A 21,879-nucleotide genomic window follows, 5' to 3' on the forward strand; every position below is an offset into this window, starting at 1 on the left:
TTCTACGCTGTTGCCTACGCAGTCATTCCAACAAGAAGGTGCAGGGCATGAGCGAGGCGAATTCGAACGAGACGCTGGTCAGCTTCCGTGGTGTGCAGAAGAGCTACGACGGCGAATCGCTGATCGTCAAAGACCTCAACCTGGACATTCGCAAGGGCGAGTTTCTCACCCTGCTCGGCCCCTCCGGCTCGGGCAAGACCACCAGCCTGATGATGCTGGCCGGCTTCGAAACCCCCACCGCCGGCGAAATCCAGCTGGCTGGGCGCTCGATCAACAACGTGCCGCCGCACAAGCGCGACATCGGCATGGTGTTCCAGAACTATGCGTTGTTCCCGCACATGACCGTTGCCGAGAACCTCGCCTTTCCCTTGACCGTGCGTAACCTGAGCAAGACCGACATCAGCGAGCGGGTCAAGCGCGTGCTCAACATGGTCCAGCTCGACAGCTTCGCCAAGCGCTACCCCGGCCAGCTCTCCGGTGGCCAGCAACAGCGCGTGGCGCTGGCGCGGGCACTGGTGTTCGAGCCGCAACTGGTGCTGATGGACGAGCCGCTCGGTGCGCTCGACAAGCAACTGCGCGAACACATGCAGATGGAGATCAAGCACATCCACCAGCGCCTCGGGGTGACCGTGGTGTACGTGACCCACGATCAGGGTGAGGCGCTGACCATGTCCGACCGGGTGGCGGTGTTCCACCAAGGCCAGATCCAGCAGATCGCCGATCCGCGCACCCTCTACGAAGAGCCCTGCAACACCTTCGTCGCCAACTTCATCGGTGAGAACAACCGCCTCAATGGCACCCTGCTGGCCAGCGACGGCAAGCGTTGCCAGGTGCAACTGGCGCGTGGCGAGCGGGTCGAGGCGCTGGCGGTGAACGTCGGTCAGGCCGGCGAGGCGGTGACCCTGTCGATTCGCCCTGAGCGGGTACGCCTGAACGGGCACAGCGAAAATTGCGTCAATCGTTTCTCGGGCCGGGTGGCCGAATTCATTTACCTGGGCGACCACGTGCGGGTGCGCCTGGAAGTCTGCGGCAAGGCTGATTTCTTCGTGAAACAGCCGATCGCCGAGCTCGACCCGGCCCTGGCCGTGGGCGATGTGGTACCGCTGGGCTGGGAGGTGGAGCACGCCCGCGCGCTCGATCCGATTGCCGAAGCCCATTGATCGATTGCTTCACCAACCCTGTACTGTGGAGAGAATAATAATGCGCAAGCAGTTGAAACTGACCGCCCTGGCCCTCGGCATCTTCGCCGCAGGCCAGACCCTGGCAGCAGACCTCACCGTGGTGTCGTTCGGTGGTGCCAACAAGGCAGCCCAGGTCAAGGCGTTCTACGAGCCATGGGAGAAGGCCGGCAAAGGCAAGATCGTGGCCGGTGAGTACAACGGTGAAATGGCCAAGGTCAAGGCCATGGTCGACACCAACAGCGTGTCCTGGAACCTGGTGGAAGTCGAATCGCCAGAGCTGGCGCGCGGCTGTGACGAGGGCATGTTCGAAGAGCTAGACCCGGCCCAGTTCGGCAACCCGGGCGACTACGTCAAGGGCGCCATCCAGCCGTGCGGCGTGGGCTTCTTCGTGTGGTCCACGGTGCTGGCCTACAACGCCGACAAGCTCAAGACCGCGCCTACCAGCTGGGCTGATTTCTGGGACACCAAGAAATTCCCAGGCAAGCGCGGCCTGCGCAAGGGCGCCAAGTACACCCTGGAATTCGCCCTGATGGCCGACGGCGTGGCGCCGAAGGATGTGTACCAGGTGCTGAGTACCAAGAAAGGTGTGGATCGCGCCTTCAAGAAGCTCGACGAACTCAAGCCGAACATCCAGTGGTGGGAAGCCGGCGCCCAGCCGCCGCAGTACCTGGCCTCGGGTGACGTGGTCATGAGCTCGGCCTACAACGGCCGCATCGCCGCAGTGCAGAAAGAGAGCAACCTCAAGGTGGTGTGGAACGGTGGCATCTACGACTTCGACGCCTGGGCCATCCCGAAAGGCGCGAAGAATGCCGATGAGGCGAAGAAGTTCATCGCCTACACCGTGCAGCCCGAGCAGCAGAAGATCTACTCCGAGAACATCGCCTACGGCCCGGCCAACTCCAAGGCTATCTCGCTGCTGTCCGATGCTGTGAAGAAGGACATGCCGACCACGCCTGAAAACATCGCCAACCAGGTGCAGATCGACGTGGCCTTCTGGTCCGATAACAGCGAACAGCTGGAGCAACGCTTCAACGCCTGGGCGGCGAAGAAGTAAGCGGTTTGCGGCGGACCATGCGCTGGCACGCCAGCGCGGGTTGGTCGCGTGTCATGTAGGAGCGGCCTTGTGCCGCGTTCGGGGCGCGCAGCGGCCCCAGGATTTCGGCTTCATGCAAGATCCCCGGGGCCGCCATGCGGCCCTATCGCGGCACAAGGCCGCTCCTACACGTCCGAGTTGTATCTAAGCGTTGTGATCTGTTCCACGAAAGCCGGCTTGCCGGCGACCGCCCCACCCCTGTTTTCCCGGAGTACGCCATGGCTATCGCAGTGCCCCTCAACGACGGCGCAGGTAAAAGCCTCAAGCAGCGCCTCAAGCATGCCGAGCGGGTCAACCGCTGGAAGGCCCAGGCGTTGATCGCGCCGTTGGCGCTGTTCCTGTTGCTGGTGTTCCTGGTGCCGATCGCGGCGCTGCTGTACAAGAGCGTCGGCAACCCCGAGGTGGTCGCCGGCCTGCCGCGCACTGTCGAGGCGGTGACACAGTGGGATGGCAAGAGCCTGCCTGGCGAGGAGGTCTACAAGGCCTTGAGCGAGGACCTGGCCGAATCGCGCAAGAACCAGACCCTGGGCGACCTGTCCAAGCGCCTGAACATGGAGCTGGCCGGCTATCGCAGCCTGCTGGCCAAGACCGCGCGGGCACTGCCATTCAAAGAGCAGCCCGCTTCTTATAAAGATGCCTTGCAGACCCTCGATGAGCGTTGGGGCGATCCGGCCTACTGGCAGGCGATTCGCCGCAACACCAGCAGCGTCACGCCGTTCTACCTGTTGGCGGCCGTCGATCACCGCATCGACGATCTCGGTGAGCTGGCCAAGACCACGCCCGACCAGGCCATCTACCTTGACATCTTCGCCCGTACCTTGTGGATGGGGGTGGTGATTACCGTGATCTGCCTGGTGCTGGCCTACCCCCTGGCGTACCTGCTCGCCAACCTGCCGACCCGGCAGAGCAACCTGCTGATGATCCTGGTGCTGTTGCCGTTCTGGACCTCGATCCTGGTGCGGGTGGCGGCGTGGATCGTGCTGTTGCAGTCTGGCGGGCTGATCAACAGCGCACTGCTGGCGATGGGCATCATCGATCAGCCTCTGGAGTTGGTGTTCAACCGCACCGGGGTGTACATCTCGATGGTGCACATCCTGCTGCCATTCATGATCCTGCCGCTGTACAGCGTGATGAAGGGGATCTCGCCCAGCTACATGCGTGCGGCGATCTCCCTGGGCTGCCACCCGTTCGCGAGCTTCTGGCGGGTGTACTTCCCGCAGACATACGCAGGCGTGGGCGCCGGCTGCCTGCTGGTGTTCATCCTGGCCATCGGCTACTACATCACCCCAGCACTGCTGGGCAGCCCGAACGACCAGATGGTCAGCTACTTCGTTGCCTTCTACACCAATACCAGCATCAACTGGGGCATGGCCACCGCACTGGGCGGGCTGTTGCTGCTGGCGACCGTGCTGTTGTACCTGATCTATAGCTGGCTGGTCGGCGCCAGCCGCCTGCGCCTGAGCTGAGGAGCCTTGTCATGCTGAGCCCCTACATGTCGCCCGTAGAACGGGTGTGGTTCTACACCCTGCGCATCCTCTGCGGCCTGATCCTGCTGTTCCTGGTGCTGCCGGTGCTGGTGATCGTGCCGCTCTCCTTCAACAGCGGGAGTTTCCTGGTATACCCGCTGCAAGGCTTCTCGTTGCAGTGGTACCACGATTTCTTCGCCTCGGCCGAGTGGATGCGAGCGCTGAAGAACAGCATCATCGTCGCCCCGGCGGCCACGGTGCTGGCCATGGTGTTTGGCACCTTGGCCTCGATTGGCCTGACCCGGGGCGATTTCCCCGGCAAGTCGCTGGTGATGGCGCTGGTGATTTCGCCCATGGTGGTGCCGGTGGTGATCATTGGCGTGGCCAGCTACCTGTTCTTCGCTCCGCTGGGGCTGGGCAATAGCTTCCTGTCGCTGATCCTGGTGCATGCGGTGCTTGGTGTGCCATTTGTCATCATCACGGTGTCGGCCACCTTGCAGGGTTTCAACCACAATCTGGTGCGCGCTGCCGCCAGCCTGGGCGCGTCGCCGTTGCTGACCTTCCGTCGGGTGACCCTGCCGTTGATTGCGCCTGGGGTGATCTCCGGGGCGCTGTTCGCCTTCGCCACGTCGTTCGATGAAGTGGTCGTGACCCTGTTCCTCGCCGGCCCCGAGCAAGCCACGCTGCCACGCCAGATGTTCAGTGGTATCCGCGAGAACCTGAGCCCGACCATCGCGGCGGCGGCTACCTTGCTGATCGCATTCTCGGTGGTGCTGCTGCTGACCCTGGAGTGGCTGCGTGGGCGCAGCGAGAAACTGCGCACCCAGCAGCCCGCCTGATCTTCGGTTGTCTACGCTGGCCTCTTCGCGGGCAAGCCCGCTCCCACAGGATCTGCGAGCGCTGTACCTGTGGGAGCGGGCTTGCCCGCGAAGAGGCAAACACCGGTCGAACATAAAGATTCTGGGCGCTGCCGCACAGCCTTGATACCAATCAGCCCCGATCCGCTTCCCTGAGTTACAATGCGCGCCACCGTGATTCTGCCAACAGGTGCGCCATGCAGCCCTACGCTATTGCCCCCTCCATTCTCTCCGCCGATTTCGCTCGCCTGGGCGAGGACGTCGACAAGGTTCTGGCCGCCGGGGCCGACATCGTCCACTTCGATGTCATGGACAACCATTACGTGCCCAACCTGACCATCGGCCCGATGGTTTGCAGCGCGCTGCGCAAGTACGGCGTGACCGCCGCGATCGACGTGCACCTGATGGTCAGCCCGGTCGACCGCATCATCGGCGACTTCATCGAAGCCGGCGCCACCTACATCACCTTCCACCCGGAAGCGTCGCAGCACATCGACCGCTCGCTGCAACTGATCAAGGACGGCGGCTGCAAGGCCGGCCTAGTGTTCAACCCGGCCACCAGCCTGGACGCACTGAAGTATGTGATGGACAAGATCGACATGGTGCTGTTGATGAGCGTCAACCCAGGCTTTGGCGGCCAGAAATTCATCCCTGGCACCCTCGACAAGCTGCGCGAAGCCCGCGCGCTGATCGATGCCAGCGGCCGTGACATCCGTCTGGAAATCGACGGCGGGGTCAACGTCAACAACATCCGCGAGATCGCTGCCGCCGGTGCCGATACCTTCGTGGCCGGCTCGGCGATCTTCAACGCCCCGGACTACAAGCAGGTGATCGACAAGATGCGTGCCGAATTGGCCCTGGCACGCCCATGAGCGGCTTCGAGCAGCTGTTCCCGGGGACGCTGCCCAAGTTGGTGATGTTCGATCTGGATGGCACGTTGATCGACTCTGTTCCCGACCTGGCTGCTGCTGTCGACCGCATGCTGCTCGAACTCGGGCGCCCGCCTGCCGGGCTCGAAGCCGTGCGCCAATGGGTCGGTAATGGCGCCCAGGTGCTTGTGCGCCGGGCGCTGGCTGGCGGCATCGAGCACGAAGCGGTGGATGACGCGCTGGCGGAACACGCGCTGGCGCTGTTCATGGAGGCCTACGCCGAAAGCCATGAGCTGACGGTGGTCTACCCAGGTGTACGCGACACCCTGCGCTGGCTGAGCAAGCAGGGCGTGGAGATGGCGTTGATCACCAACAAGCCCGAGCGCTTCGTGGCGCCATTGCTCGACCAGATGAAAATCGGCCGTTACTTCCGCTGGATCATCGGCGGCGACACCCTTCCACAGAAAAAGCCCGACCCAGCCGCGCTGCTGTTCGTGATGAAGATGGCAGGCGTTTTGCCCTCGCAGGCGCTGTTTGTTGGCGACTCGCGCAGCGATGTGCTGGCGGCCAAGGCTGCCGGGGTGCAGTGCGTTGGCCTGAGCTATGGCTATAACCATGGCCGTCCGATCGATGAAGAAGATCCTAACCTCGTGCTCAGTGACCTGCGCCTGCTGCTGCCTGGTTGCTTAGTCACCGACACTGGGATAACGTTGGCGGACCTTCAAGCCCCGCACAGCAGAGACAACGACGTGGTGGTTACCGGCAAATTCTGGATGAAAGTCATCAAGGCTCTGGCCCGTTGGCGCTGGCGCGCCTGACTTTTGCTCGCCGGCGCCTGCCGGACCGTCCGCTTGCCCGACCCCATTGCTGCTTGCCACGAGGCTACCCATGACCCGCGAAGAATTCCTGCGCCTGGCCGCTGCCGGCTATAACCGCATTCCCCTGGCCTGTGAAACCCTGGCCGACTTCGACACGCCGTTGTCGATCTACCTCAAGCTTGCCGACCAGCCCAACTCGTACCTGCTTGAATCCGTGCAGGGCGGCGAGAAGTGGGGCCGTTATTCGATGATCGGCCTACCGTCGCGCACCGTGCTGCGGGTGCACGGTTACCACGTCAGCATTCTGCAAGACGGCGTCGAGGTGGAAAGCCTCGAGGTCGAGGATCCGCTGGCTTTCGTCGAGGCGTTCAAGGATCGCTACAAGGTCGCCGATATTCCGGGGCTGCCGCGTTTCAACGGTGGCCTGGTCGGCTACTTCGGCTATGACTGCGTGCGGTATGTGGAAAAGCGCCTGGGCGCGAGCCCCAACCCGGATCCGCTGGGGGTGCCTGACATCCTGCTGATGGTGTCTGATGCGGTGGTGGTGTTCGACAACCTGGCCGGCAAGATGCACGCCATCGTGCTGGTCGACCCGAGCGACGCGCAGGCCTTCGAGCAGGGGCAGGCGCAGTTGCAGGGGCTGCTGGAGAAACTGCGCCAGCCGATCACCCCACGTCGCGGCCTGGACCTCGGCGGCCCGCCAGCGGCTGAGCCTGCGTTCCGCTCCAGCTACACCCGCGAGGATTACGAAAACGCCGTCGGGCGCATCAAGGAATACATCCTGGCCGGCGACTGCATGCAGGTCGTGCCGTCGCAGCGTATGTCCATCGACTTCTCGGCGGCGCCCATCGACCTGTACCGCGCCTTGCGCTGCTTCAATCCGACGCCTTACATGTACTTCTTCAACTTCGGTGACTTCCACGTGGTCGGCAGCTCGCCGGAAGTGCTGGTGCGGGTCGAGGACAATCTGGTCACCGTGCGCCCCATTGCCGGTACCCGTCCACGCGGAGCCAGCGAAGAGGCCGACCGCGCCTTGGAAGACGACCTGCTGTCCGATGACAAGGAAATCGCCGAGCACCTGATGCTGATCGACCTGGGCCGCAACGACGTTGGCCGGGTCTCGGCTACCGGCAGCGTACGCCTGACTGAGAAGATGGTGATCGAACGCTATTCCAACGTGATGCACATCGTCTCCAACGTTACCGGCCAGCTACGCGAAGGGCTGACCGCGATGGACGCTTTGCGGGCGATCCTGCCGGCCGGGACCCTGTCGGGGGCGCCGAAGATCCGCGCGATGGAAATCATCGATGAACTGGAACCGGTAAAGCGTGGTGTCTACGGCGGGGCCGTTGGGTACTTCGCCTGGAACGGCAACATGGATACGGCCATTGCCATTCGCACCGCCGTGATCAAGGACGGCGAGCTGCATGTGCAGGCGGGCGGTGGCATCGTTGCCGACTCGGTGCCGGCACTGGAGTGGGAAGAAACCATCAACAAGCGCCGTGCGATGTTCCGCGCGGTGGCCCTTGCCGAGCAGACGTCCAAGGGCTGATCAGGCTGTGGTCAATGAGCCCGGGAGCCAAGACGCCCCCGGAGTCCCCCGTATTCAAGAGGTTCGTTCCACATGCTACTGATGATCGACAACTACGATTCCTTCACCTACAACGTCGTGCAGTACCTCGGCGAGCTGGGTGCAGAGGTCAAGGTCATCCGCAACGACGAGATGACCATCGCCCAGATCGAAGCTCTCAACCCCGAGCGCATCGTGGTCTCCCCTGGCCCTTGCACACCCAGCGAAGCCGGTGTGTCCATCGAGGCGATTCTGCACTTTGCCGGCAAGCTGCCGATTCTTGGCGTGTGCCTGGGGCATCAGTCCATCGGCCAGGCTTTCGGCGGTGATGTGGTGCGAGCCCGCCAGGTGATGCACGGCAAGACCAGTCCGGTCGTGCATCGCGACCTGGGCGTGTTCGAAGGCCTGAACAATCCGCTGACCGTGACCCGCTACCACTCGCTGGTGGTCAAGCGCGACACCCTTCCAGACTGCCTGGAAGTGACCGCCTGGACCGCGCATGCCGATGGCTCGGTCGACGAGATCATGGGCCTGCGTCACAAGACCCTGAACATCGAAGGGGTGCAGTTCCACCCCGAGTCCATCCTTACCGAGCAGGGCCACGAGCTGTTCGCCAATTTCCTCAAGCAGACCGGCGGCCGCCGTTAAGGAATGATCATGGATATCAAAACTGCGTTAAGCCGTATCGTCGGCCACTTGGACCTGACCACCGAGGAAATGCGCGATGTGATGCGCCAGATCATGACCGGCCAATGCAGCGAAGCGCAGATCGGCGCTTTCCTCATGGGCATGCGCATGAAGAGCGAGAGCATCGATGAGATTGTCGGTGCGGTGTCGGTGATGCGTGAGCTGGCTGACAAGGTCGAACTCAAGAGCCTGGATGGTGTGGTCGACATCGTCGGCACTGGTGGTGATGGCGCCAACATCTTCAACGTCTCCACCGCCTCGTCCTTCGTGCTGGCCGCTGCGGGCTGCACCGTGGCCAAGCATGGCAACCGCGCGGTGTCGGGCAAGAGTGGCAGCGCCGATCTGTTGGAAGCGGCCGGTATCTACCTGAACCTGACTCCGGTGCAAGTGGCTCGCTGCATCGACAGCCTGGGAATCGGTTTCATGTTCGCCCAGACCCACCACAGTGCCATGAAGCATGCCGCAGGCCCCCGTCGCGACCTGAGCTTGCGTACCTTGTTCAACATGCTCGGCCCGCTTACGAATCCGGCAGGCGTGAAACACCAGGTCGTCGGCGTTTTCACCCAGGCTCTGTGCCGTCCGTTGGCCGAGGTGCTGCAACGCCTGGGCAGCAAGCATGTGCTGGTGGTGCATTCCAAGGATGGCCTGGACGAATTCAGCCTGGCGGCGCCGACCTTCGTCGCCGAGCTGAAGAATGACCAGATCACTGAATACTGGGTCGAGCCCGAAGACCTCGGTATGAAGAGCCAGAGCCTGCATGGCCTGGCGGTGGAAGGTCCACAGGCTTCGCTGGAGTTGATCCGCGATGCCTTGGGCCGGCGCAAGACCGAGAATGGTCAGAAGGCCGCCGAAATGATCGTGCTCAATGCCGGCGCGGCGCTTTATGCTGCTGACCATGCCATGACCCTGGCCCAGGGTGTAGAACTGGCCCATGATGTGCTGCACACCGGGCTCGCCTGGGAAAAACTGCAGGAGCTTGGCGCCTTTACTGCGGTATTCAAGGTGGAGAACGAAGCATGAGTGTCCCGACGGTGCTGGAAAGGATCATTGCCCGCAAGTTCCAGGAAGTGGCCGAGCGAAGCGCGCGTGTCAGCCTCGCCGAACTCGAGGGTCTGGCCAAGGCCGCCGACGCCCCGCGTGGTTTTGCCAACGCGCTGATCGAGCAGGCCAAGCGCAAGAAACCGGCGGTGATCGCTGAAATCAAGAAGGCCTCGCCGAGCAAGGGCGTGATCCGTGAGAACTTCGTGCCGGCCGAGATCGCGGTCAGCTACGAGAAAGGCGGTGCCACGTGCCTGTCGGTGCTCACCGATGTCGACTACTTCCAGGGTGCCGACGAGTACTTGCAGCAGGCTCGCAGTGCGGTCTCGTTGCCGGTGATCCGCAAGGACTTTATGGTCGACCCCTACCAAATCGTCGAGGCCCGTGCCTTGGGCGCCGACTGTGTGTTGCTGATCGTCTCGGCGCTGGATGACGTGAAAATGGCCGAACTGGCCGCTACTGCCAAGGACGTCGGCCTCGACGTGCTGGTGGAAGTACACGACGGCGACGAGCTGGAGCGTGCGCTCAAGACCCTCGATACGCCGTTGGTCGGTGTCAACAACCGCAACCTGCACACGTTCGACGTCAGTTTGGAAACCACCCTCGACCTGCTGCCGCGCATCCCTCGCGATCGGTTGGCGATTACGGAGAGTGGCATCCTCAACCGTGCCGACGTCGAGCTGATGGAAATCAACGAGGTCTACTCGTTCCTGGTCGGCGAGGCGTTCATGCGTGCCGAGCAACCGGGCCTGGAGTTGCAGCGGTTGTTCTTTCCTGAACAGGTGAAGAAGACTGTTCAGGCACTGGACTGATCGAACCGAAGCCGGCGTTGCCGGCTTTTTCATGTCTGCGCGGCCTCTGTGGGAGCGGGCTTGCCCGCGAACGGGCCGTCAAGCATTACATCAAAGGTGGATCAATGACCGATCAACCCCTGTCCCTGACCGTCGAACAGGGCCTGCATGCCGAACAGGAACTGCTGGCTGCCGTGTGTCGCGGCGAGCGCGAAGCCGGCGTGTTGTTCTGGCGGCCCACCGACCATGCGCTGGTCATGCCCCGGCGCATGAGCCGGTTGGAGAACTTCGAGGCCGCTTGCGCGGAACTGGCCATCGCCGGTTGGCCGGTGCTGTTGCGCGAAACTGGCGGTGAGCCGGTGCCACAATCGCATTCGACGGTGAACGTGGCGCTGGTGTATGTCGCACCGCGCAGCGAGGGCGATCACGGGCGTATCGAGAATGCCTACGAGCGGCTGTGCCTACCTTTGTGCGACGTGCTGCGCGAGTGGGGCGGGGTGGCGTCGGTGGGGGAAATCGACGGCGCCTTCTGCGATGGTCGCTACAACGTCAACCTCAATGGCCGCAAGCTGGTCGGCACGGCCCAGCGCTGGCGCCAAGGTCTGGGGGGCAAGCGTCCGGTCGTGTTGGTGCATGGCGCGCTGCTGTTGGACAACGAACGCGAGTCAATGGTGGCAGCGGTTAATCATTTCAACGTGTGCTGTGGGCTGGAGCAACGCTGCCGGGCCGACAGCCATATCGCGCTGCATGAAGTGGCCCCTGAGGTACCTTGGTTCGAGCGCCTGTCGCAGGCGTATGCACAGGTGATCGCGGCTCTGCCGAGCGATTAACGGGTACCGTAGACCACCATGGTCTTGCCCTTGACGTGCACCAGGCTGCGTTCTTCGAGGTCCTTGAGGACGCGGCCGACCATCTCGCGTGAACAACCGACGATGCGCCCGATCTCTTGGCGGGTGATCTTGATCTGCATGCCGTCAGGGTGGGTCATGGCATCCGGCTGCTTGCACAGGTCGAGCAGGCAGCGAGCGACACGCCCGGTCACATCGAAAAAGGCCAGGTCGCCTACCTTGCGGGTAGTATTGCGCAGGCGCTGGGCCATCTGGCTGCCCAGGGCGTATAGGATGTCTGGGTCCTGGCGGCTGAGTTCGCGGAACTTGTCGTAGCTGATCTCGGCCACTTCGCATTCGGTTTTGGCACGCACCCAGGCGCTGCGCTGATTGTCCTGGCCTGCCGGCTCGAACAGGGCCAGTTCGCCGAAGAAGTCGCCGCTGTTGAGGTAGGCGATGATCATTTCATGGCCTTCGTCGTCTTCGATCAGGATGGTTACCGAGCCCTTGAGGATGAACGACAACGTCTGCGCCCGGTCGCCGGCGCAGATGATGTTGTGTTTGGCGGCATAGCGACGGCGTTGGCAGTGGGCCAAGAGCTTGTCGATGTTCTTGATCTTGGCGGGGAGAAGGACTGGGGACACCATCACGAAATCCTGTTCGATGCCACGCATGGGCTTGATTGAGGCTGTCTGGCGACATGTGCCAGTCGTTTGGCGCCAGCTTATCAGACAGTTCCCACGGTATCGGCATAAAAGCGCATCCTCTTGAGCTTTTCCGACGGCCTCGCAAGGTCTAAGCTGACACCCTTTTACGAAATTTGGAGTCCAGATAGATGAAGGCACGCATCCAGTGGGCCGGTGAAGCGATGTTCCTCGGCGAGTCGGGGAGCGGCCACGTGGTGGTCATGGATGGGCCGCCCGAAGCCGGGGGCCGCAACCTTGGCGTGCGTCCGATGGAAATGCTCCTGCTCGGCCTGGGTGGCTGCAGCAGCTTCGACGTGGTCAGCATCCTGAAGAAGTCCCGCCAAGCGGTGGAAAGCTGCGAAGCGTTCCTGGAGGCTGAGCGCGCCAGTGAAGACCCCAAGGTGTTCACCAAGATCCACATGAATTTCGTGGTCAAAGGCCGCGCCTTGAAAGAGGCTCAGGTGAAGCGGGCGGTGGAGCTATCGGCCGAGAAGTACTGCTCGGCGTCGATCATGCTCGAGCGCGCCGGGGTTGAAATCACCCACGGTTACGAGATCGTCGAGCTGAGTTGAGACAGCATCCGTCAGCGCGGGCCCGCCCCGCGCTGACGTGAGGGCGGCCTTAATGGCGCAATGCCGGCAAGGCTTGCTGCAACCATTGCGGCAACTTCCTACGCATTGACTGGCTGAACTGCTCACGTCGTTTCTGGTACAGCAACCCCAGCCCGATCACTCCCAGCCCGCTCAGCGTCACTAGCAGTGGGAACAGTAGGGAGTCGGCGAATACCTCGTAGGACAGATACCCTAGGTAGGCGGCTACCCCCATGGCGCCGAACACCATGAACAGCGGTCGGCGCAAGAGCACGGCCAAGGCCATCAGGCCCAGGTTGATCAGGCAGTAGAACAACTTGTCCCATTGGCTGGCGCTGTCTATCAGGGTCAGCCCGCCCCAAAAGGCGGCCAGTCCGGCGACGTAGCCCCAGAATGCATAGTCGCGTTCGGTTCGGCCATCCACGGCTATGAACACCAGCAGCAGGCCCAGGCCGAACCACAGCGATACCGTGCGTCGCTGCGTCCAACTGAGCAGGTCCCCGTAGATCCATTCGCTGAGGTCCATGGACATGAACCACAGGGCCACGGCAATGGGCATCACGATGAACGGGAAGGGGATCAGGCGCAGCATCAGCAAGCCGGCCACCACGGTGGCAGCTTCCATGAGCAGCCAGCTGCCCTGCACATAGGTGTAGTACCGGTGATAATCGTTTTGAGCATCTTCCTGCGGCCACCAGCCGACCAGGCGTTGCACGGCGAACACTGCCAGCGGAACGATGCTTACCGCCACAGCGGCCAGTACACCGGCGGCAACCGGCTGCTGGCGCCGGTGCAGGGACTTGGCGTAGAGGGTTATGCCTACGATGTAGAGCAGGGCAACGGCCAGCAAGGCGATATCGCCGATGCTCATCCAGGCCAGGGTCAGCAGCCAGCCCATGGCGCCCATGATCAGCAGAGCACCGAAGTAAAAGGCCACATGGGCAAGCTGGAAGCTGCCGCCTGCTTGCGGTTGCTGGCCCAGGAACTCCAGTAGTGCGCGGTCTTGGCCCGGTTGCAGTACACCGGCGCTTACCGCGCGTGCCAGGTCCTTGGCATCGAAGCGTTGCATGCCGGGCGCCTCAGATACGGTAGGTGCTCTTGGTCATGACCTTGGCCAGCAGGCTCATGCCGAAGCGTACTGGGGCGGGGAAGCGGTAGCCGCCAGCTTCGAGGGCGGATTCGGCGTGGTGTTCTTCGTCCACGCGCATCTGTTCGAGAATTGCCCGCGACTTGCTGTCGTTCTCGGGGATCTGCTCCAGGTGTTCGTCCAGGTGCTTGCACACCTGATGCTCAGTGGCGGCGACGAAGCCCAGGCTGACCTTGTCGCTGACCAGGCCGGCGAGCGCGCCAATGCCGAACGACATGCCGTAGAACAGCGGGTTGAGTACGCTGGGGTGGCTGTTGAGTTGGCGAATGCGCTGCTCGCACCAGGCGAGGTGGTCGATTTCTTCTTCGGCCGCGTGTTCCATGGCCTTGCGCACCTGGGGCAACTTGGCGGTCAGGGCTTGACCTTGGTACAGCGCCTGAGCACAGACTTCACCGGTATGGTTGATGCGCATCAGGCCGGCAATATGGCGGGTCTGCTGTTCGTCGAGCGCGGCTTCGGGCTGGATGATCGCCGGCGACGGGCGAGACGGTTGGCCGCTGAAAGGCAGCAAGGTGCGCATGGCGGTATCGGCCTGCAGCAACAAGCGGTCGAGCGGCGAGTAGTGACGTTCGGTAGCCATCGGGCACCTCCGCTGAAGTGATGCCCGACAGTCTACCTCAAAGCCCAGGGGAGGGCTTGCCTTGGGTCAGCCCGGTGGCCAGTTCATCTGGCGTTGGCCAAGCACGTGCATATGGATGTGGTAGACGGTCTGGCCGCCCTTGGGGTTGCAGTTCATGACCACGCGGAAGCCTTCTTCGCAGCCCTGTTCCACGGCCAGGCGCTGTGCGGTGAACAAGATGTGGCCGGCCAGGGCCTTGTCGGCTTCGGTCAAGTCGTTGAGGGTCGGGATGTGCTTCTTGGGGATGACCAGGAAATGAACCGGCGCCGCTGGGGCGATATCCTTGAAGGCCAGGATCTGGTCGTCTTCGTAGAGGATATCCGCCGGGATTTCCCGGTTGATGATTTTCAGGAATAGATCGTCCACAGCACGTGCTCCAGGGTGAGTGTGGCCCCGAGTGTACTGAGCTGGGTGCCGCTCGCCCAGTGCTATTGCACGTCAACCGGGCAGTAGCGGCGGTGGATTACACCCGCCAGTTTGCGCGCGAGCCAGCGCGGCAACAGGCGCGGCGCGAAGGCCAGCCAGCGGTTGCGGCGACCGGGCAGGATCAGTGTCTGGTTCTTGTCCAGCGCGCGCACGGTATACAGCGCGATCTCTTCGGGGCTTGGGCTGCTGTTGTCCAGGCGTGGGATGCGACGGCGCGAGGAGCGTACCGGTCCTGGGCACAGTACCGAGACCTTGATCCCAGTGCGTCGCAGCTCTTCGCGCAGGGCCTCGCTGAAGCTGAGCACGTATGCCTTGCTGGCGGCGTAGGCTGCCATCCACGGACCTGGCGCGACCCCCGCGAGGCCTGCGACATTGAGGATTTGCCCACCGCCTTGCACGGCCATCAGGTTGCCGATGGCGTGGCACAGCCGGCTCATTGCCAGGACGTTGACCTCAAGCAGGTCCTGCTCGTCGGCCCACTCGTGGGCCAGGAAAGGGCCGTAGGTGCGTTGACCGGCGCAGTTGACCAGCAGGTCGATGCGCCGCTCGCCCTCTTCGAGTTCGAGTACGAAGCCTGACAGACGTAGCGGCTGGCTGAGGTCGCAGGCACGCAACAGCACCTCAACGCCAAAGCGCTGGGTGAGTTCGATGGCCACTGGCTCCAGCGTCTCCCGCTGGCGTGCCACCAGGATCAGGTTGCGCCCGCGCCGTGCCAGGGCTTCCGCCAGGGCCAGGCCCAGGCCGCTGGAAGCTCCAGTGATCATGGCGTAACGGGTCATGCAGGGCTCCAGGCTGCGAGAGGGGCGCTTAGTGTACAGGCTGGCGGTTTTGCTACAAGGCGTTACAGCGAAGCGGGCTGGCGTCATTCAGCGCGTTTCGTACGCCAGGCCATGGCGTTCGAACAGCCCAGCCTGCGACGTTGCTTGAACGCGGCAGGCAAGGGCATGGCGTAACGCCTCTGAGTGGCCGGGCGACGTCAGAATGGTTTGACCACCACCAGAATCGCAATGCCCAGCAACAGCAGTACCGGTACTTCGTTGAACCAGCGGTAGTAGACGTGGCTGCGGGTATTGGTGCCAGCGGCGAAGCGCTTGCGCTGGGCGCCGCAGATGTGATGGTAACCGGTCAGCAGCAGCACCAGGGTGAGCTTGGCGTGCAGCCAGCCTTGGCTCAACCAGCCGGGATTGAGGTAGAGCATCCAGCCGCCGAACACGTAGGTGGCGATCATCGCCGGGTTCATGATGCCGCGGTAGAGCTTGCGCTCCATGGTGATGAAGCGCTCCTGGCTGATGCTGTCCTGGCTCTGGGCGTGATAAACGAACAGGCGAGGCAAGTAGAAGAGGCCGGCGAACCAGCACACCACGCTGACGATGTGCAGCGCCTTGATCCATAGATAAAGCATGAACGGTTCCTTCAGGTTTTCACGGTCGTCCGAATAGTAGTGGCCAGGCGCCGAAGGGTCATGCGAAGAGTTGTTACAGGCGTCTCGCGCCCCTATTATCGTGCGCTTTCCAGTCGGCTCGTTGATAAGGGGCAAGCGTTATGATCAAGGTCGGTATCGTCGGCGGCACGGGTTACACCGGTGTCGAACTGTTGCGTCTGTTGGCGCAGCACCCACAGGCCGAAGTGGCGGTCATCACCTCGCGTTCTGAAGCGGGCGTGGCGGTTGCCGACATGTACCCGAACCTGCGCGGCCACTATGACGGCCTGTGCTTCAGCGTGCCGGACAGCAAGACCCTGGGCGCCTGTGACGTGGTGTTCTTTGCCACTCCGCACGGTGTCGCCCATGCCTTGGCCGGAGAGCTGCTGGCCGCCGGTACCAAGGTTATCGACTTGTCTGCCGACTTCCGCTTGCAGGACGCGGTGGAGTGGGGCAAGTGGTACGGTCAGCCGCATGGTGCGCCGGAGCTGCTGGCCGATGCAGTCTATGGCTTGCCCGAAGTGAACCGCGAGAAAATTCGCCAGGCGCGTCTGATCGCCGTGCCGGGTTGCTATCCGACCGCGACTCAACTGGGCTTCCTGCCTCTGCTGGAGGCTGGGCTGGCCGACCCCGCGCGCCTGATCGCCGACTGCAAGTCAGGTGTGAGCGGCGCAGGCCGTGGCGCTGCGGTGGGGTCGCTGTTCTGTGAAGCGGGAGAAAGCATGAAGGCCTATGCGGTCAAAGGCCACCGCCATCTGCCGGAGATCAGCCAAGGCCTGCGCCAGGCTGCCGGCAAGGATGTTGGCCTGACTTTCGTGCCGCACCTCACGCCGATGATCCGTGGCATCCACGCCACGCTGTACGCCACCGTCGCCGATACCTCGGTCGACCTACAGGCGCTGTTCGAGAAGCGCTACGCCAATGAACCGTTCGTCGACGTGATGCCAGCTGGTAGTCACCCGGAAACCCGTAGCGTGCGTGGCGCCAACGTTTGCCGTATCGCCGTTCACCGGCCACAGGGCGGTGACTTGGTGGTGGTGCTGTCGGTTATCGACAACCTGGTCAAGGGCGCGTCGGGCCAGGCAGTACAGAACCTGAACATCCTGTTTGGTCTGGACGAACGCATGGGGCTGAGCCACGCCGGCCTTCTTCCCTGAAGCAGCGACTCGCTGCACGCTACAAGCGGCAAGCAAGCATGACGCGTTTGGCTTGCAGCTTGTAGCTGGTCACTTGCCGCTTTCATATTGTTGACCGATTTTCTCGGACAAGCGGATAATACGCCCCATCGAGTTTTATGGCGGCAGTGCGCCGGGAGAGTCAACATGAGCGTCGAAACCTTCACCCCCACGGCTTTGGAGTTCACACCTGGCGCTGCAAACAAGGTGAAGACCCTGGTCAGCGAAGAGGGTAACGATCGTCTGAAGCTGCGTGTATTCGTGACAGGCGGCGGTTGCTCGGGCTTTCAGTACGGCTTCACTTTCGATGAAGACGTCGCTGAAGACGACACCATCGTCGAGCGCGAAGGCGTGGCGCTGGTGGTCGATCCGATGAGCTTCCAGTACTTGGCCGGTGCCGAAGTGGACTACCAGGAAGGCTTGGAAGGCTCGCGCTTCGTGATCAAGAACCCGAACGCCACCACCACCTGCGGGTGCGGCTCTTCGTTCTCGATCTGATCGCTGTCGGGCAATGCAAAACGCCGCGCTATTGCGCGGCGTTTTGCATTCTGTGGATTGACTACGCCGGGTAGATGGCGCCCAGCACGCGCAGGCCTTTGGCGGCAGTCACGCTCGGACGGTTGGCGGGTACCCCCTCAAGGCAGCAGTGCGCCAGCCACGCGAAGGCCATGGCTTCCACCCAGTCTGGATCAATGCCGTGGGCGGCAGTGCTGGCGACCTTGGCAGTTGGTAGCAGCTGCCCAAGGCGATTCATCAGCGCACCGTTGCGCGCGCCGCCACCGCATACCAGTAGTGCTTCGGTGTCACGCTGGGCCTGACACAACGACTCGACGATGCTGCGTGCGGTCAGTTCCAGCAGGGTGGCTTGCACATCTTCGTCGCGGTAGCACGGCAGGCGGGTGAGGTGAGCGTCCAGCCAGGTCAGGTTGAACACTTCACGGCCTGTGCTTTTGGGGCCTGAGCCTGCGAAGAATGGGTCGCTCAGCAGTGCGCTGAGCAGCGGTGCTTGCACCGAGCCGCTGGCCGCCCAGGCGCCGTCGGCATCGTATACCTGGCCGCGCTTGCGCTCGATCCAGGCGTCGAGCAGCACGTTGCCTGGCCCACAGTCGAAGCCGTGTACCGGGCGATGGCGTTCGATCAGGCTGAGGTTGCTGAAACCGCCCACGTTCAAGATCGCCAGGCGTTGCCCTAGATGCCCGAACAACGCTTCGTGGAAGGCCGGGACCAAAGGGGCGCCCTGGCCGCCGGCAGCCACGTCGCGGCGGCGAAAATCAGCCACCACGCTAATCCCGGTCAGCTCTGCCAGCAGGGCCGGGTTGCCGATCTGTACCGTGAAGCCGCGAGCCGGTTCGTGGCGAATGGTCTGGCCATGGCTGCCGATGGCACGCACCGCGTCTGCCGCGAGGCCGTGGTTTGTCAACAGGTGATGGATACCTTGCGCCGCAAGGCTGGCCCAGCGGTTCTCGGCCAAGGCTGCGCGGGCGATCTCGTCAGGGCCACTGGCGCACAGGGCGAGCAGGTCCTGGCGCAGGTCGGCGGGCATGGGGATGTAGTGGGTGGCGAGCAGGTGGGGCTGCTCGCGTTGTTCGATCAGGGCGATGTCCAGGCCGTCGAGGCTGGTACCGGACATCACCCCCAGGTAGTACGCCATGGGGTCAGCGCTTGTTCGCGGCGAGCAGGCTGGCTTTTTCCTGATCCATGCGTGCGATCAGTGGTTGGCTCTGCTGGTTGAAGCGTACGCGCTCGGCCTTGGCGATTGGATCTGCCATCGGCACCTTCTGGCTCAGGGGGTCGACATGCACGCCATTGACCTGGAACTCGTAGTGCAGGTGTGGCCCGGTAGACAGGCCGGTGGTGCCGATATAGCCGATCACCTGGCCCTGCTTGACCATGCTGCCGGTCTTGATGCCCTTGGCGAAGCCCTGCATGTGGCCGTAGAGGGTCTTGTATGAGTTGCCGTGGGCAATGATCACGGTATTACCGTAGCCACCGCGACGGCCGGCCAGTTCGATTCGGCCATCGCCTGCTGCCTTGATGGGCGTGCCGCGTGGGGCGGCGTAGTCGACGCCTTTATGGGCGCGGATCTTGTTGAGGATCGGGTGCTTGCGGCCAGCCGAGAAGCGCGAGCTGATGCGGGCAAAGTCCACCGGGGTGCGGATGAAGGCCTTGCGCAGGCTGTTGCCGTCTGCGGTGTAGTAATTGGTGTTGCCTTGCTTGTTGGTGTAACGCACGGCGGTGTAAGTCTTGCCGCGATTGGTAAAGCGTGCGGAGAGAATGCTGCCGGTGCCGACCACCTTGCCGTCCATGATCTTCTGCTCGTACACCACATCGAATTCATCGCCTGGGCGGATGTCCTGGGCGAAGTCGATGTCGTAGCCCAGGATGCGTGCCATCTCCATGGTCATGCTATGGGACAGGCCAGCGCGCTGGGCGGAGGCCGACAGCGAGCTCTTGATGACGCCGTGTGCGTATGCAGTACGCACCACCGGCTTACTGACTTCGCGGTCGAAGTTGTAGCCTTTGTCGGTGCGGGTCAGGCGGATGGTTTCGAGGTTGCTGACTTTACTGTGCAGGCTGGCCAGTTGGCCGTCCTTGTCCAGCTCGAACTGAAGGACCTGGCCATGCTTGAGCTGGCTGAACTGCTTGGCTTGCTTGTTACTAGCCAGGACGTCGTGAACGACGTTGGCCGGCAGCCCGACCTTATTGAACAGGGTCGAGAGCGTATCACCCCGGGCCACGACGACCTCGCGGTGGCCGGGGGCTTTGTCGTCCTGCTTGGCGACGGCGGTAGGCTGGTTGTCGGATCCGGCTGCCTCGGATGGATCGCCTTCGATCTGGGCGAAGGGGGAATCGTTGTCCTGGCCGGATTGCACCAAGGGTGCCGTGCGAGATTCGTCCTTGAGCTGGTCGGCCGGGCTTTCCAGTTCGAGGCTCAGGGTGGTTTTCTTGGCTTCCACTTCGCTGGAAGGGAACACCAGCAAGGCCAGGCTGAGAAGCGCGGCGATTCCGCTGGCGGCCAACAGATGGCTTTTCGGATAAAGCGGCGGCGCTTTAGGCGTTTCGTTGGTCATAGGTGAGGTGACTTTGAAAAAGGTGAAATGGAAAAGATGAATGACATGATGAAGATGAAATAACTGTATAAAATATAACCAAATCCAATCTCACGCAAGGGCGCGTAGACGTTGCGTCACGCCGTTCGGGTCACATTCCGTTGCGAAACTTGTATTTGATGGCCGATCTTGTATGGTTGGCTCCCCTTGAATCTGAGCCTTGCGGGTCTGTCTATGAAGTCGGTTGAAGAGCAGCTGGCGCTTATCAAGCGCGGTGCGGAAGAGGTATTGGTCGAGTCTGAACTGGTGGAGAAGCTCAAGCGCGGCCAACCACTGCGCATCAAGGCGGGCTTCGACCCTACCGCGCCTGACCTGCACCTGGGGCATACGGTGCTGATCAACAAGCTGCGCCAGTTCCAGGAGCTGGGTCACCAGGTTATCTTCTTGATCGGTGACTTCACCGGCATGATCGGTGATCCGAGCGGCAAAAGCGCCACGCGTCCGCCGCTGACCCGCGAGCAGGTGTTGGAGAACGCCGAGACTTATAAACAGCAGGTGTTCAAGATTCTCGACCCGGCCAAGACCGAGGTCGCGTTCAACTCCACCTGGATGGACTCGCTATCTCCGGCCGACTTCATTCGCCTGGCTTCGCAGTATACGGTTGCGCGCATGCTCGAGCGCGACGACTTCGATAAGCGCTACACCACCAATCAGCCAATCGCCATCCATGAGTTCCTGTACCCGCTGGTGCAGGGGTATGACTCCGTGGCGCTGAAAGCGGATGTCGAGCTCGGCGGTACCGATCAGAAGTTCAACCTGCTGATGGGGCGCGAGCTGCAGCGTGCTTACGGCCAAGAAGCGCAGAACATCGTCACCATGCCGTTGCTCGAAGGGCTCGATGGCGTGAAGAAGATGTCGAAGTCGCTGGGCAATTATGTCGGTATCCAGGAAGCTCCTGGTGTGATGTACAGCAAGTTGGTGTCGATTCCGGACACGCTGATGTGGCGCTACTTCGAGCTGCTGAGCTTCCGTTCGATGGAGGAGATCGAGCAGTTCCGTGCTGATGTAGCCAATGGCGCGAATCCGCGTGACATCAAGATCAAGCTAGCCGAAGAGATCGTGGCGCGCTTCCATGGTCAGGAGGCGGCAGCCAATGCCCATCGTGCTGCGGGTAACCGCATGAAGGATGGCGAGCTGCCTGAGGATTTGCCGGAGGTTGAGGTTGTTGCGGCTGAAGACTTGCCGATTGCTGCCGTGTTGAACCGGGCAGGCCTGGTAAAAAACTCGGCGCAGGCGCGTGATTTGCTCGCCGGTGGTGCGGTCAAGGTTGATGGTGCTGTGGTCGAGCGTGACTTCATGTTTGTCGTGGGGGCCACTCATGTGTGCCAGGCGGGCAAAAAGTCCTTCGCGCGGGTTACCCTTAAAGCAGAGTGACGGTTTAGCGTTCTCTATATAAGGAAGCGGGGAGGCCGACAGGCCTCCCCGCTTTGTTTTTCGGCGATATTAAGGTTTTTTGAAAATAAGGGTTGACGGGGTTTCAGATCCCCTTATAATGCGCCCCACTTCCAG

Annotated in this window: 23 protein-coding genes; 15 read left to right on the forward strand and 8 right to left on the reverse strand. The window is 62.4% G+C overall.

What is annotated here, in order from left to right; genetic code table 11:
• The first annotated feature begins 47 nt into the window (after positions 1-47).
• From ACNFIC_RS10680 to ACNFIC_RS10730, 11 genes are all read left to right on the forward strand, one after another.
• Positions 48-1,160 carry an ABC transporter ATP-binding protein gene (locus ACNFIC_RS10680; protein WP_138220346.1) on the forward strand — a complete coding sequence of 371 codons (1,113 nt, stop codon included), beginning with the start codon at positions 48-50 and terminating at the stop codon, positions 1,158-1,160.
• A gap of 40 nt (positions 1,161-1,200) precedes the next feature.
• Positions 1,201-2,235, forward strand: coding sequence for an ABC transporter substrate-binding protein (locus ACNFIC_RS10685; protein ID WP_138220345.1), 1,035 nt, complete (start codon positions 1,201-1,203; stop codon positions 2,233-2,235).
• Between the two features lie 257 nt (positions 2,236-2,492).
• Positions 2,493-3,740 carry an ABC transporter permease gene (locus ACNFIC_RS10690; RefSeq protein WP_138220344.1) on the forward strand — a complete coding sequence of 416 codons (1,248 nt, stop codon included), beginning with the start codon at positions 2,493-2,495 and terminating at the stop codon, positions 3,738-3,740.
• An 11-nt stretch (positions 3,741-3,751) separates the two neighbouring features.
• Positions 3,752-4,579 carry an ABC transporter permease gene (locus ACNFIC_RS10695; RefSeq protein ID WP_138220343.1) on the forward strand — a complete coding sequence of 276 codons (828 nt, stop codon included), beginning with the start codon at positions 3,752-3,754 and terminating at the stop codon, positions 4,577-4,579.
• A gap of 215 nt (positions 4,580-4,794) precedes the next feature.
• Positions 4,795-5,469: a ribulose-phosphate 3-epimerase gene (rpe, locus tag ACNFIC_RS10700; RefSeq protein WP_138220342.1), complete on the forward strand. Its 675-nt coding sequence runs from the start codon at positions 4,795-4,797 to the stop codon at positions 5,467-5,469.
• On the forward strand, positions 5,466-6,284 hold the full coding sequence (locus ACNFIC_RS10705; RefSeq protein WP_138220341.1) for a phosphoglycolate phosphatase: 819 nt from the start codon (positions 5,466-5,468) through the stop codon (positions 6,282-6,284). Before rpe ends, ACNFIC_RS10705 begins: the two co-directional genes overlap by 4 nt.
• 70 nt (positions 6,285-6,354) lie before the next feature.
• On the forward strand, positions 6,355-7,836 hold the full coding sequence (gene trpE / locus ACNFIC_RS10710) for an anthranilate synthase component I (protein ID WP_138220340.1): 1,482 nt from the start codon (positions 6,355-6,357) through the stop codon (positions 7,834-7,836).
• A gap of 72 nt (positions 7,837-7,908) precedes the next feature.
• Positions 7,909-8,502: an aminodeoxychorismate/anthranilate synthase component II gene (locus ACNFIC_RS10715; RefSeq protein WP_138220339.1), complete on the forward strand. Its 594-nt coding sequence runs from the start codon at positions 7,909-7,911 to the stop codon at positions 8,500-8,502.
• Positions 8,503-8,511: 9 nt separating this feature from the next.
• A complete protein-coding gene (trpD, locus tag ACNFIC_RS10720; RefSeq protein ID WP_138220338.1) occupies positions 8,512-9,561 on the forward strand; it encodes an anthranilate phosphoribosyltransferase in 1,050 nt (349 codons plus the stop codon).
• Entirely contained in the window at positions 9,558-10,391 is an 834-nt protein-coding gene (gene trpC / locus ACNFIC_RS10725) for an indole-3-glycerol phosphate synthase TrpC (protein WP_138220337.1), read from the forward strand. Before trpD ends, trpC begins: the two co-directional genes overlap by 4 nt.
• Positions 10,392-10,495: 104 nt before the next feature.
• Positions 10,496-11,200 carry a lipoate--protein ligase family protein gene (locus ACNFIC_RS10730; protein WP_138220336.1) on the forward strand — a complete coding sequence of 235 codons (705 nt, stop codon included), beginning with the start codon at positions 10,496-10,498 and terminating at the stop codon, positions 11,198-11,200.
• On the opposite strand, the gene crp is transcribed toward ACNFIC_RS10730, so the two are convergent.
• Positions 11,197-11,844 (reverse strand): cAMP-activated global transcriptional regulator CRP, encoded by a 648-nt coding sequence (gene crp, locus ACNFIC_RS10735; RefSeq protein WP_416780975.1) that lies wholly within the window; start codon positions 11,842-11,844, stop codon positions 11,197-11,199. The two genes, ACNFIC_RS10730 and crp, sit on opposite strands and share 4 nt — an antisense overlap.
• Before the next feature lie 188 nt (positions 11,845-12,032).
• Here crp and ACNFIC_RS10740 point away from each other — a divergent pair, with 188 nt between their 5' ends.
• On the forward strand, positions 12,033-12,455 hold the full coding sequence (locus ACNFIC_RS10740) for an OsmC family protein (protein ID WP_138220334.1): 423 nt from the start codon (positions 12,033-12,035) through the stop codon (positions 12,453-12,455).
• Between the two features lie 49 nt (positions 12,456-12,504).
• On the opposite strand, the gene ACNFIC_RS10745 is transcribed toward ACNFIC_RS10740, so the two are convergent.
• The 5 genes from ACNFIC_RS10745 to hemJ form a co-directional block, all read right to left on the reverse strand.
• Positions 12,505-13,542, reverse strand: a complete 1,038-nt coding sequence (locus ACNFIC_RS10745; protein WP_416780976.1) for a DUF2157 domain-containing protein — start codon at positions 13,540-13,542, stop codon at positions 12,505-12,507.
• Positions 13,543-13,552: 10 nt separating this feature from the next.
• The gene (gene coq7 / locus ACNFIC_RS10750; protein WP_138220332.1) at positions 13,553-14,200 is read right to left on the reverse strand and encodes a 2-polyprenyl-3-methyl-6-methoxy-1,4-benzoquinone monooxygenase; all 648 of its coding nucleotides are present in this window, start codon (positions 14,198-14,200) and stop codon (positions 13,553-13,555) included.
• A 66-nt stretch (positions 14,201-14,266) separates the two neighbouring features.
• Complete coding sequence (locus ACNFIC_RS10755; RefSeq protein ID WP_138220331.1) at positions 14,267-14,605, reverse strand: histidine triad nucleotide-binding protein; 339 nt, start codon at positions 14,603-14,605, stop codon at positions 14,267-14,269.
• Between the two features lie 62 nt (positions 14,606-14,667).
• On the reverse strand, positions 14,668-15,444 hold the full coding sequence (locus ACNFIC_RS10760) for an SDR family NAD(P)-dependent oxidoreductase (protein WP_416780977.1): 777 nt from the start codon (positions 15,442-15,444) through the stop codon (positions 14,668-14,670).
• A gap of 197 nt (positions 15,445-15,641) precedes the next feature.
• A complete protein-coding gene (gene hemJ / locus ACNFIC_RS10765) occupies positions 15,642-16,067 on the reverse strand; it encodes a protoporphyrinogen oxidase HemJ (RefSeq protein ID WP_416780978.1) in 426 nt (141 codons plus the stop codon).
• Between the two features lie 140 nt (positions 16,068-16,207).
• Here hemJ and argC point away from each other — a divergent pair, with 140 nt between their 5' ends.
• Entirely contained in the window at positions 16,208-17,242 is a 1,035-nt protein-coding gene (gene argC / locus ACNFIC_RS10770; protein ID WP_138220328.1) for an N-acetyl-gamma-glutamyl-phosphate reductase, read from the forward strand.
• Positions 17,243-17,407: 165 nt separating this feature from the next.
• Positions 17,408-17,758, forward strand: coding sequence for an iron-sulfur cluster insertion protein ErpA (gene erpA, locus ACNFIC_RS10775; RefSeq protein ID WP_138220327.1), 351 nt, complete (start codon positions 17,408-17,410; stop codon positions 17,756-17,758).
• Between the two features lie 61 nt (positions 17,759-17,819).
• Here erpA and ACNFIC_RS10780 read toward each other — a convergent pair whose 3' ends face one another.
• Positions 17,820-18,911, reverse strand: coding sequence for an anhydro-N-acetylmuramic acid kinase (locus ACNFIC_RS10780; RefSeq protein WP_138220326.1), 1,092 nt, complete (start codon positions 18,909-18,911; stop codon positions 17,820-17,822).
• A 4-nt stretch (positions 18,912-18,915) separates the two neighbouring features.
• The gene (locus ACNFIC_RS10785) at positions 18,916-20,331 is read right to left on the reverse strand and encodes a peptidoglycan DD-metalloendopeptidase family protein (RefSeq protein WP_138220325.1); all 1,416 of its coding nucleotides are present in this window, start codon (positions 20,329-20,331) and stop codon (positions 18,916-18,918) included.
• Positions 20,332-20,544: 213 nt separating this feature from the next.
• On the opposite strand from ACNFIC_RS10785, the gene tyrS reads away from it, so the two are divergent.
• The gene (tyrS, locus tag ACNFIC_RS10790) at positions 20,545-21,744 is read left to right on the forward strand and encodes a tyrosine--tRNA ligase (protein ID WP_138220323.1); all 1,200 of its coding nucleotides are present in this window, start codon (positions 20,545-20,547) and stop codon (positions 21,742-21,744) included.
• The last annotated feature ends 135 nt before the right edge of the window (positions 21,745-21,879 follow it).

Origin of the sequence: Pseudomonas sp. NY15463 (assembly GCF_048068415.1) — a bacterium.
GTDB classification, from domain to species: Bacteria; Pseudomonadota; Gammaproteobacteria; order Pseudomonadales; family Pseudomonadaceae; genus Aquipseudomonas; species Aquipseudomonas mosselii_C.

Bases quoted from the DNA above. Each gene is read 5' to 3' on its own strand.
- ACNFIC_RS10680 (WP_138220346.1), top strand. From the start codon at position 48: ATGAGCGAGGCGAATTCGAACGAGACGCTGGTCAGCTTCCGTGGTGTG.
- ACNFIC_RS10685 (WP_138220345.1), top strand. From the start codon at position 1,201: ATGCGCAAGCAGTTGAAACTGACCGCCCTGGCCCTCGGCATCTTCGCC.
- ACNFIC_RS10690 (WP_138220344.1), top strand. From the start codon at position 2,493: ATGGCTATCGCAGTGCCCCTCAACGACGGCGCAGGTAAAAGCCTCAAG.
- ACNFIC_RS10695 (WP_138220343.1), top strand. From the start codon at position 3,752: ATGCTGAGCCCCTACATGTCGCCCGTAGAACGGGTGTGGTTCTACACC.
- rpe (WP_138220342.1), top strand. From the start codon at position 4,795: ATGCAGCCCTACGCTATTGCCCCCTCCATTCTCTCCGCCGATTTCGCT.
- ACNFIC_RS10705 (WP_138220341.1), top strand. From the start codon at position 5,466: ATGAGCGGCTTCGAGCAGCTGTTCCCGGGGACGCTGCCCAAGTTGGTG.
- trpE (WP_138220340.1), top strand. From the start codon at position 6,355: ATGACCCGCGAAGAATTCCTGCGCCTGGCCGCTGCCGGCTATAACCGC.
- ACNFIC_RS10715 (WP_138220339.1), top strand. From the start codon at position 7,909: ATGCTACTGATGATCGACAACTACGATTCCTTCACCTACAACGTCGTG.
- trpD (WP_138220338.1), top strand. From the start codon at position 8,512: ATGGATATCAAAACTGCGTTAAGCCGTATCGTCGGCCACTTGGACCTG.
- trpC (WP_138220337.1), top strand. From the start codon at position 9,558: ATGAGTGTCCCGACGGTGCTGGAAAGGATCATTGCCCGCAAGTTCCAG.
- ACNFIC_RS10730 (WP_138220336.1), top strand. From the start codon at position 10,496: ATGACCGATCAACCCCTGTCCCTGACCGTCGAACAGGGCCTGCATGCC.
- crp (WP_416780975.1), bottom strand. From the start codon at position 11,844: ATGGTGTCCCCAGTCCTTCTCCCCGCCAAGATCAAGAACATCGACAAG.
- ACNFIC_RS10740 (WP_138220334.1), top strand. From the start codon at position 12,033: ATGAAGGCACGCATCCAGTGGGCCGGTGAAGCGATGTTCCTCGGCGAG.
- ACNFIC_RS10745 (WP_416780976.1), bottom strand. From the start codon at position 13,542: ATGCAACGCTTCGATGCCAAGGACCTGGCACGCGCGGTAAGCGCCGGT.
- coq7 (WP_138220332.1), bottom strand. From the start codon at position 14,200: ATGGCTACCGAACGTCACTACTCGCCGCTCGACCGCTTGTTGCTGCAG.
- ACNFIC_RS10760 (WP_416780977.1), bottom strand. From the start codon at position 15,444: ATGACCCGTTACGCCATGATCACTGGAGCTTCCAGCGGCCTGGGCCTG.
- hemJ (WP_416780978.1), bottom strand. From the start codon at position 16,067: ATGCTTTATCTATGGATCAAGGCGCTGCACATCGTCAGCGTGGTGTGC.
- argC (WP_138220328.1), top strand. From the start codon at position 16,208: ATGATCAAGGTCGGTATCGTCGGCGGCACGGGTTACACCGGTGTCGAA.
- erpA (WP_138220327.1), top strand. From the start codon at position 17,408: ATGAGCGTCGAAACCTTCACCCCCACGGCTTTGGAGTTCACACCTGGC.
- ACNFIC_RS10780 (WP_138220326.1), bottom strand. From the start codon at position 18,911: ATGGCGTACTACCTGGGGGTGATGTCCGGTACCAGCCTCGACGGCCTG.
- ACNFIC_RS10785 (WP_138220325.1), bottom strand. From the start codon at position 20,331: ATGACCAACGAAACGCCTAAAGCGCCGCCGCTTTATCCGAAAAGCCAT.
- tyrS (WP_138220323.1), top strand. From the start codon at position 20,545: ATGAAGTCGGTTGAAGAGCAGCTGGCGCTTATCAAGCGCGGTGCGGAA.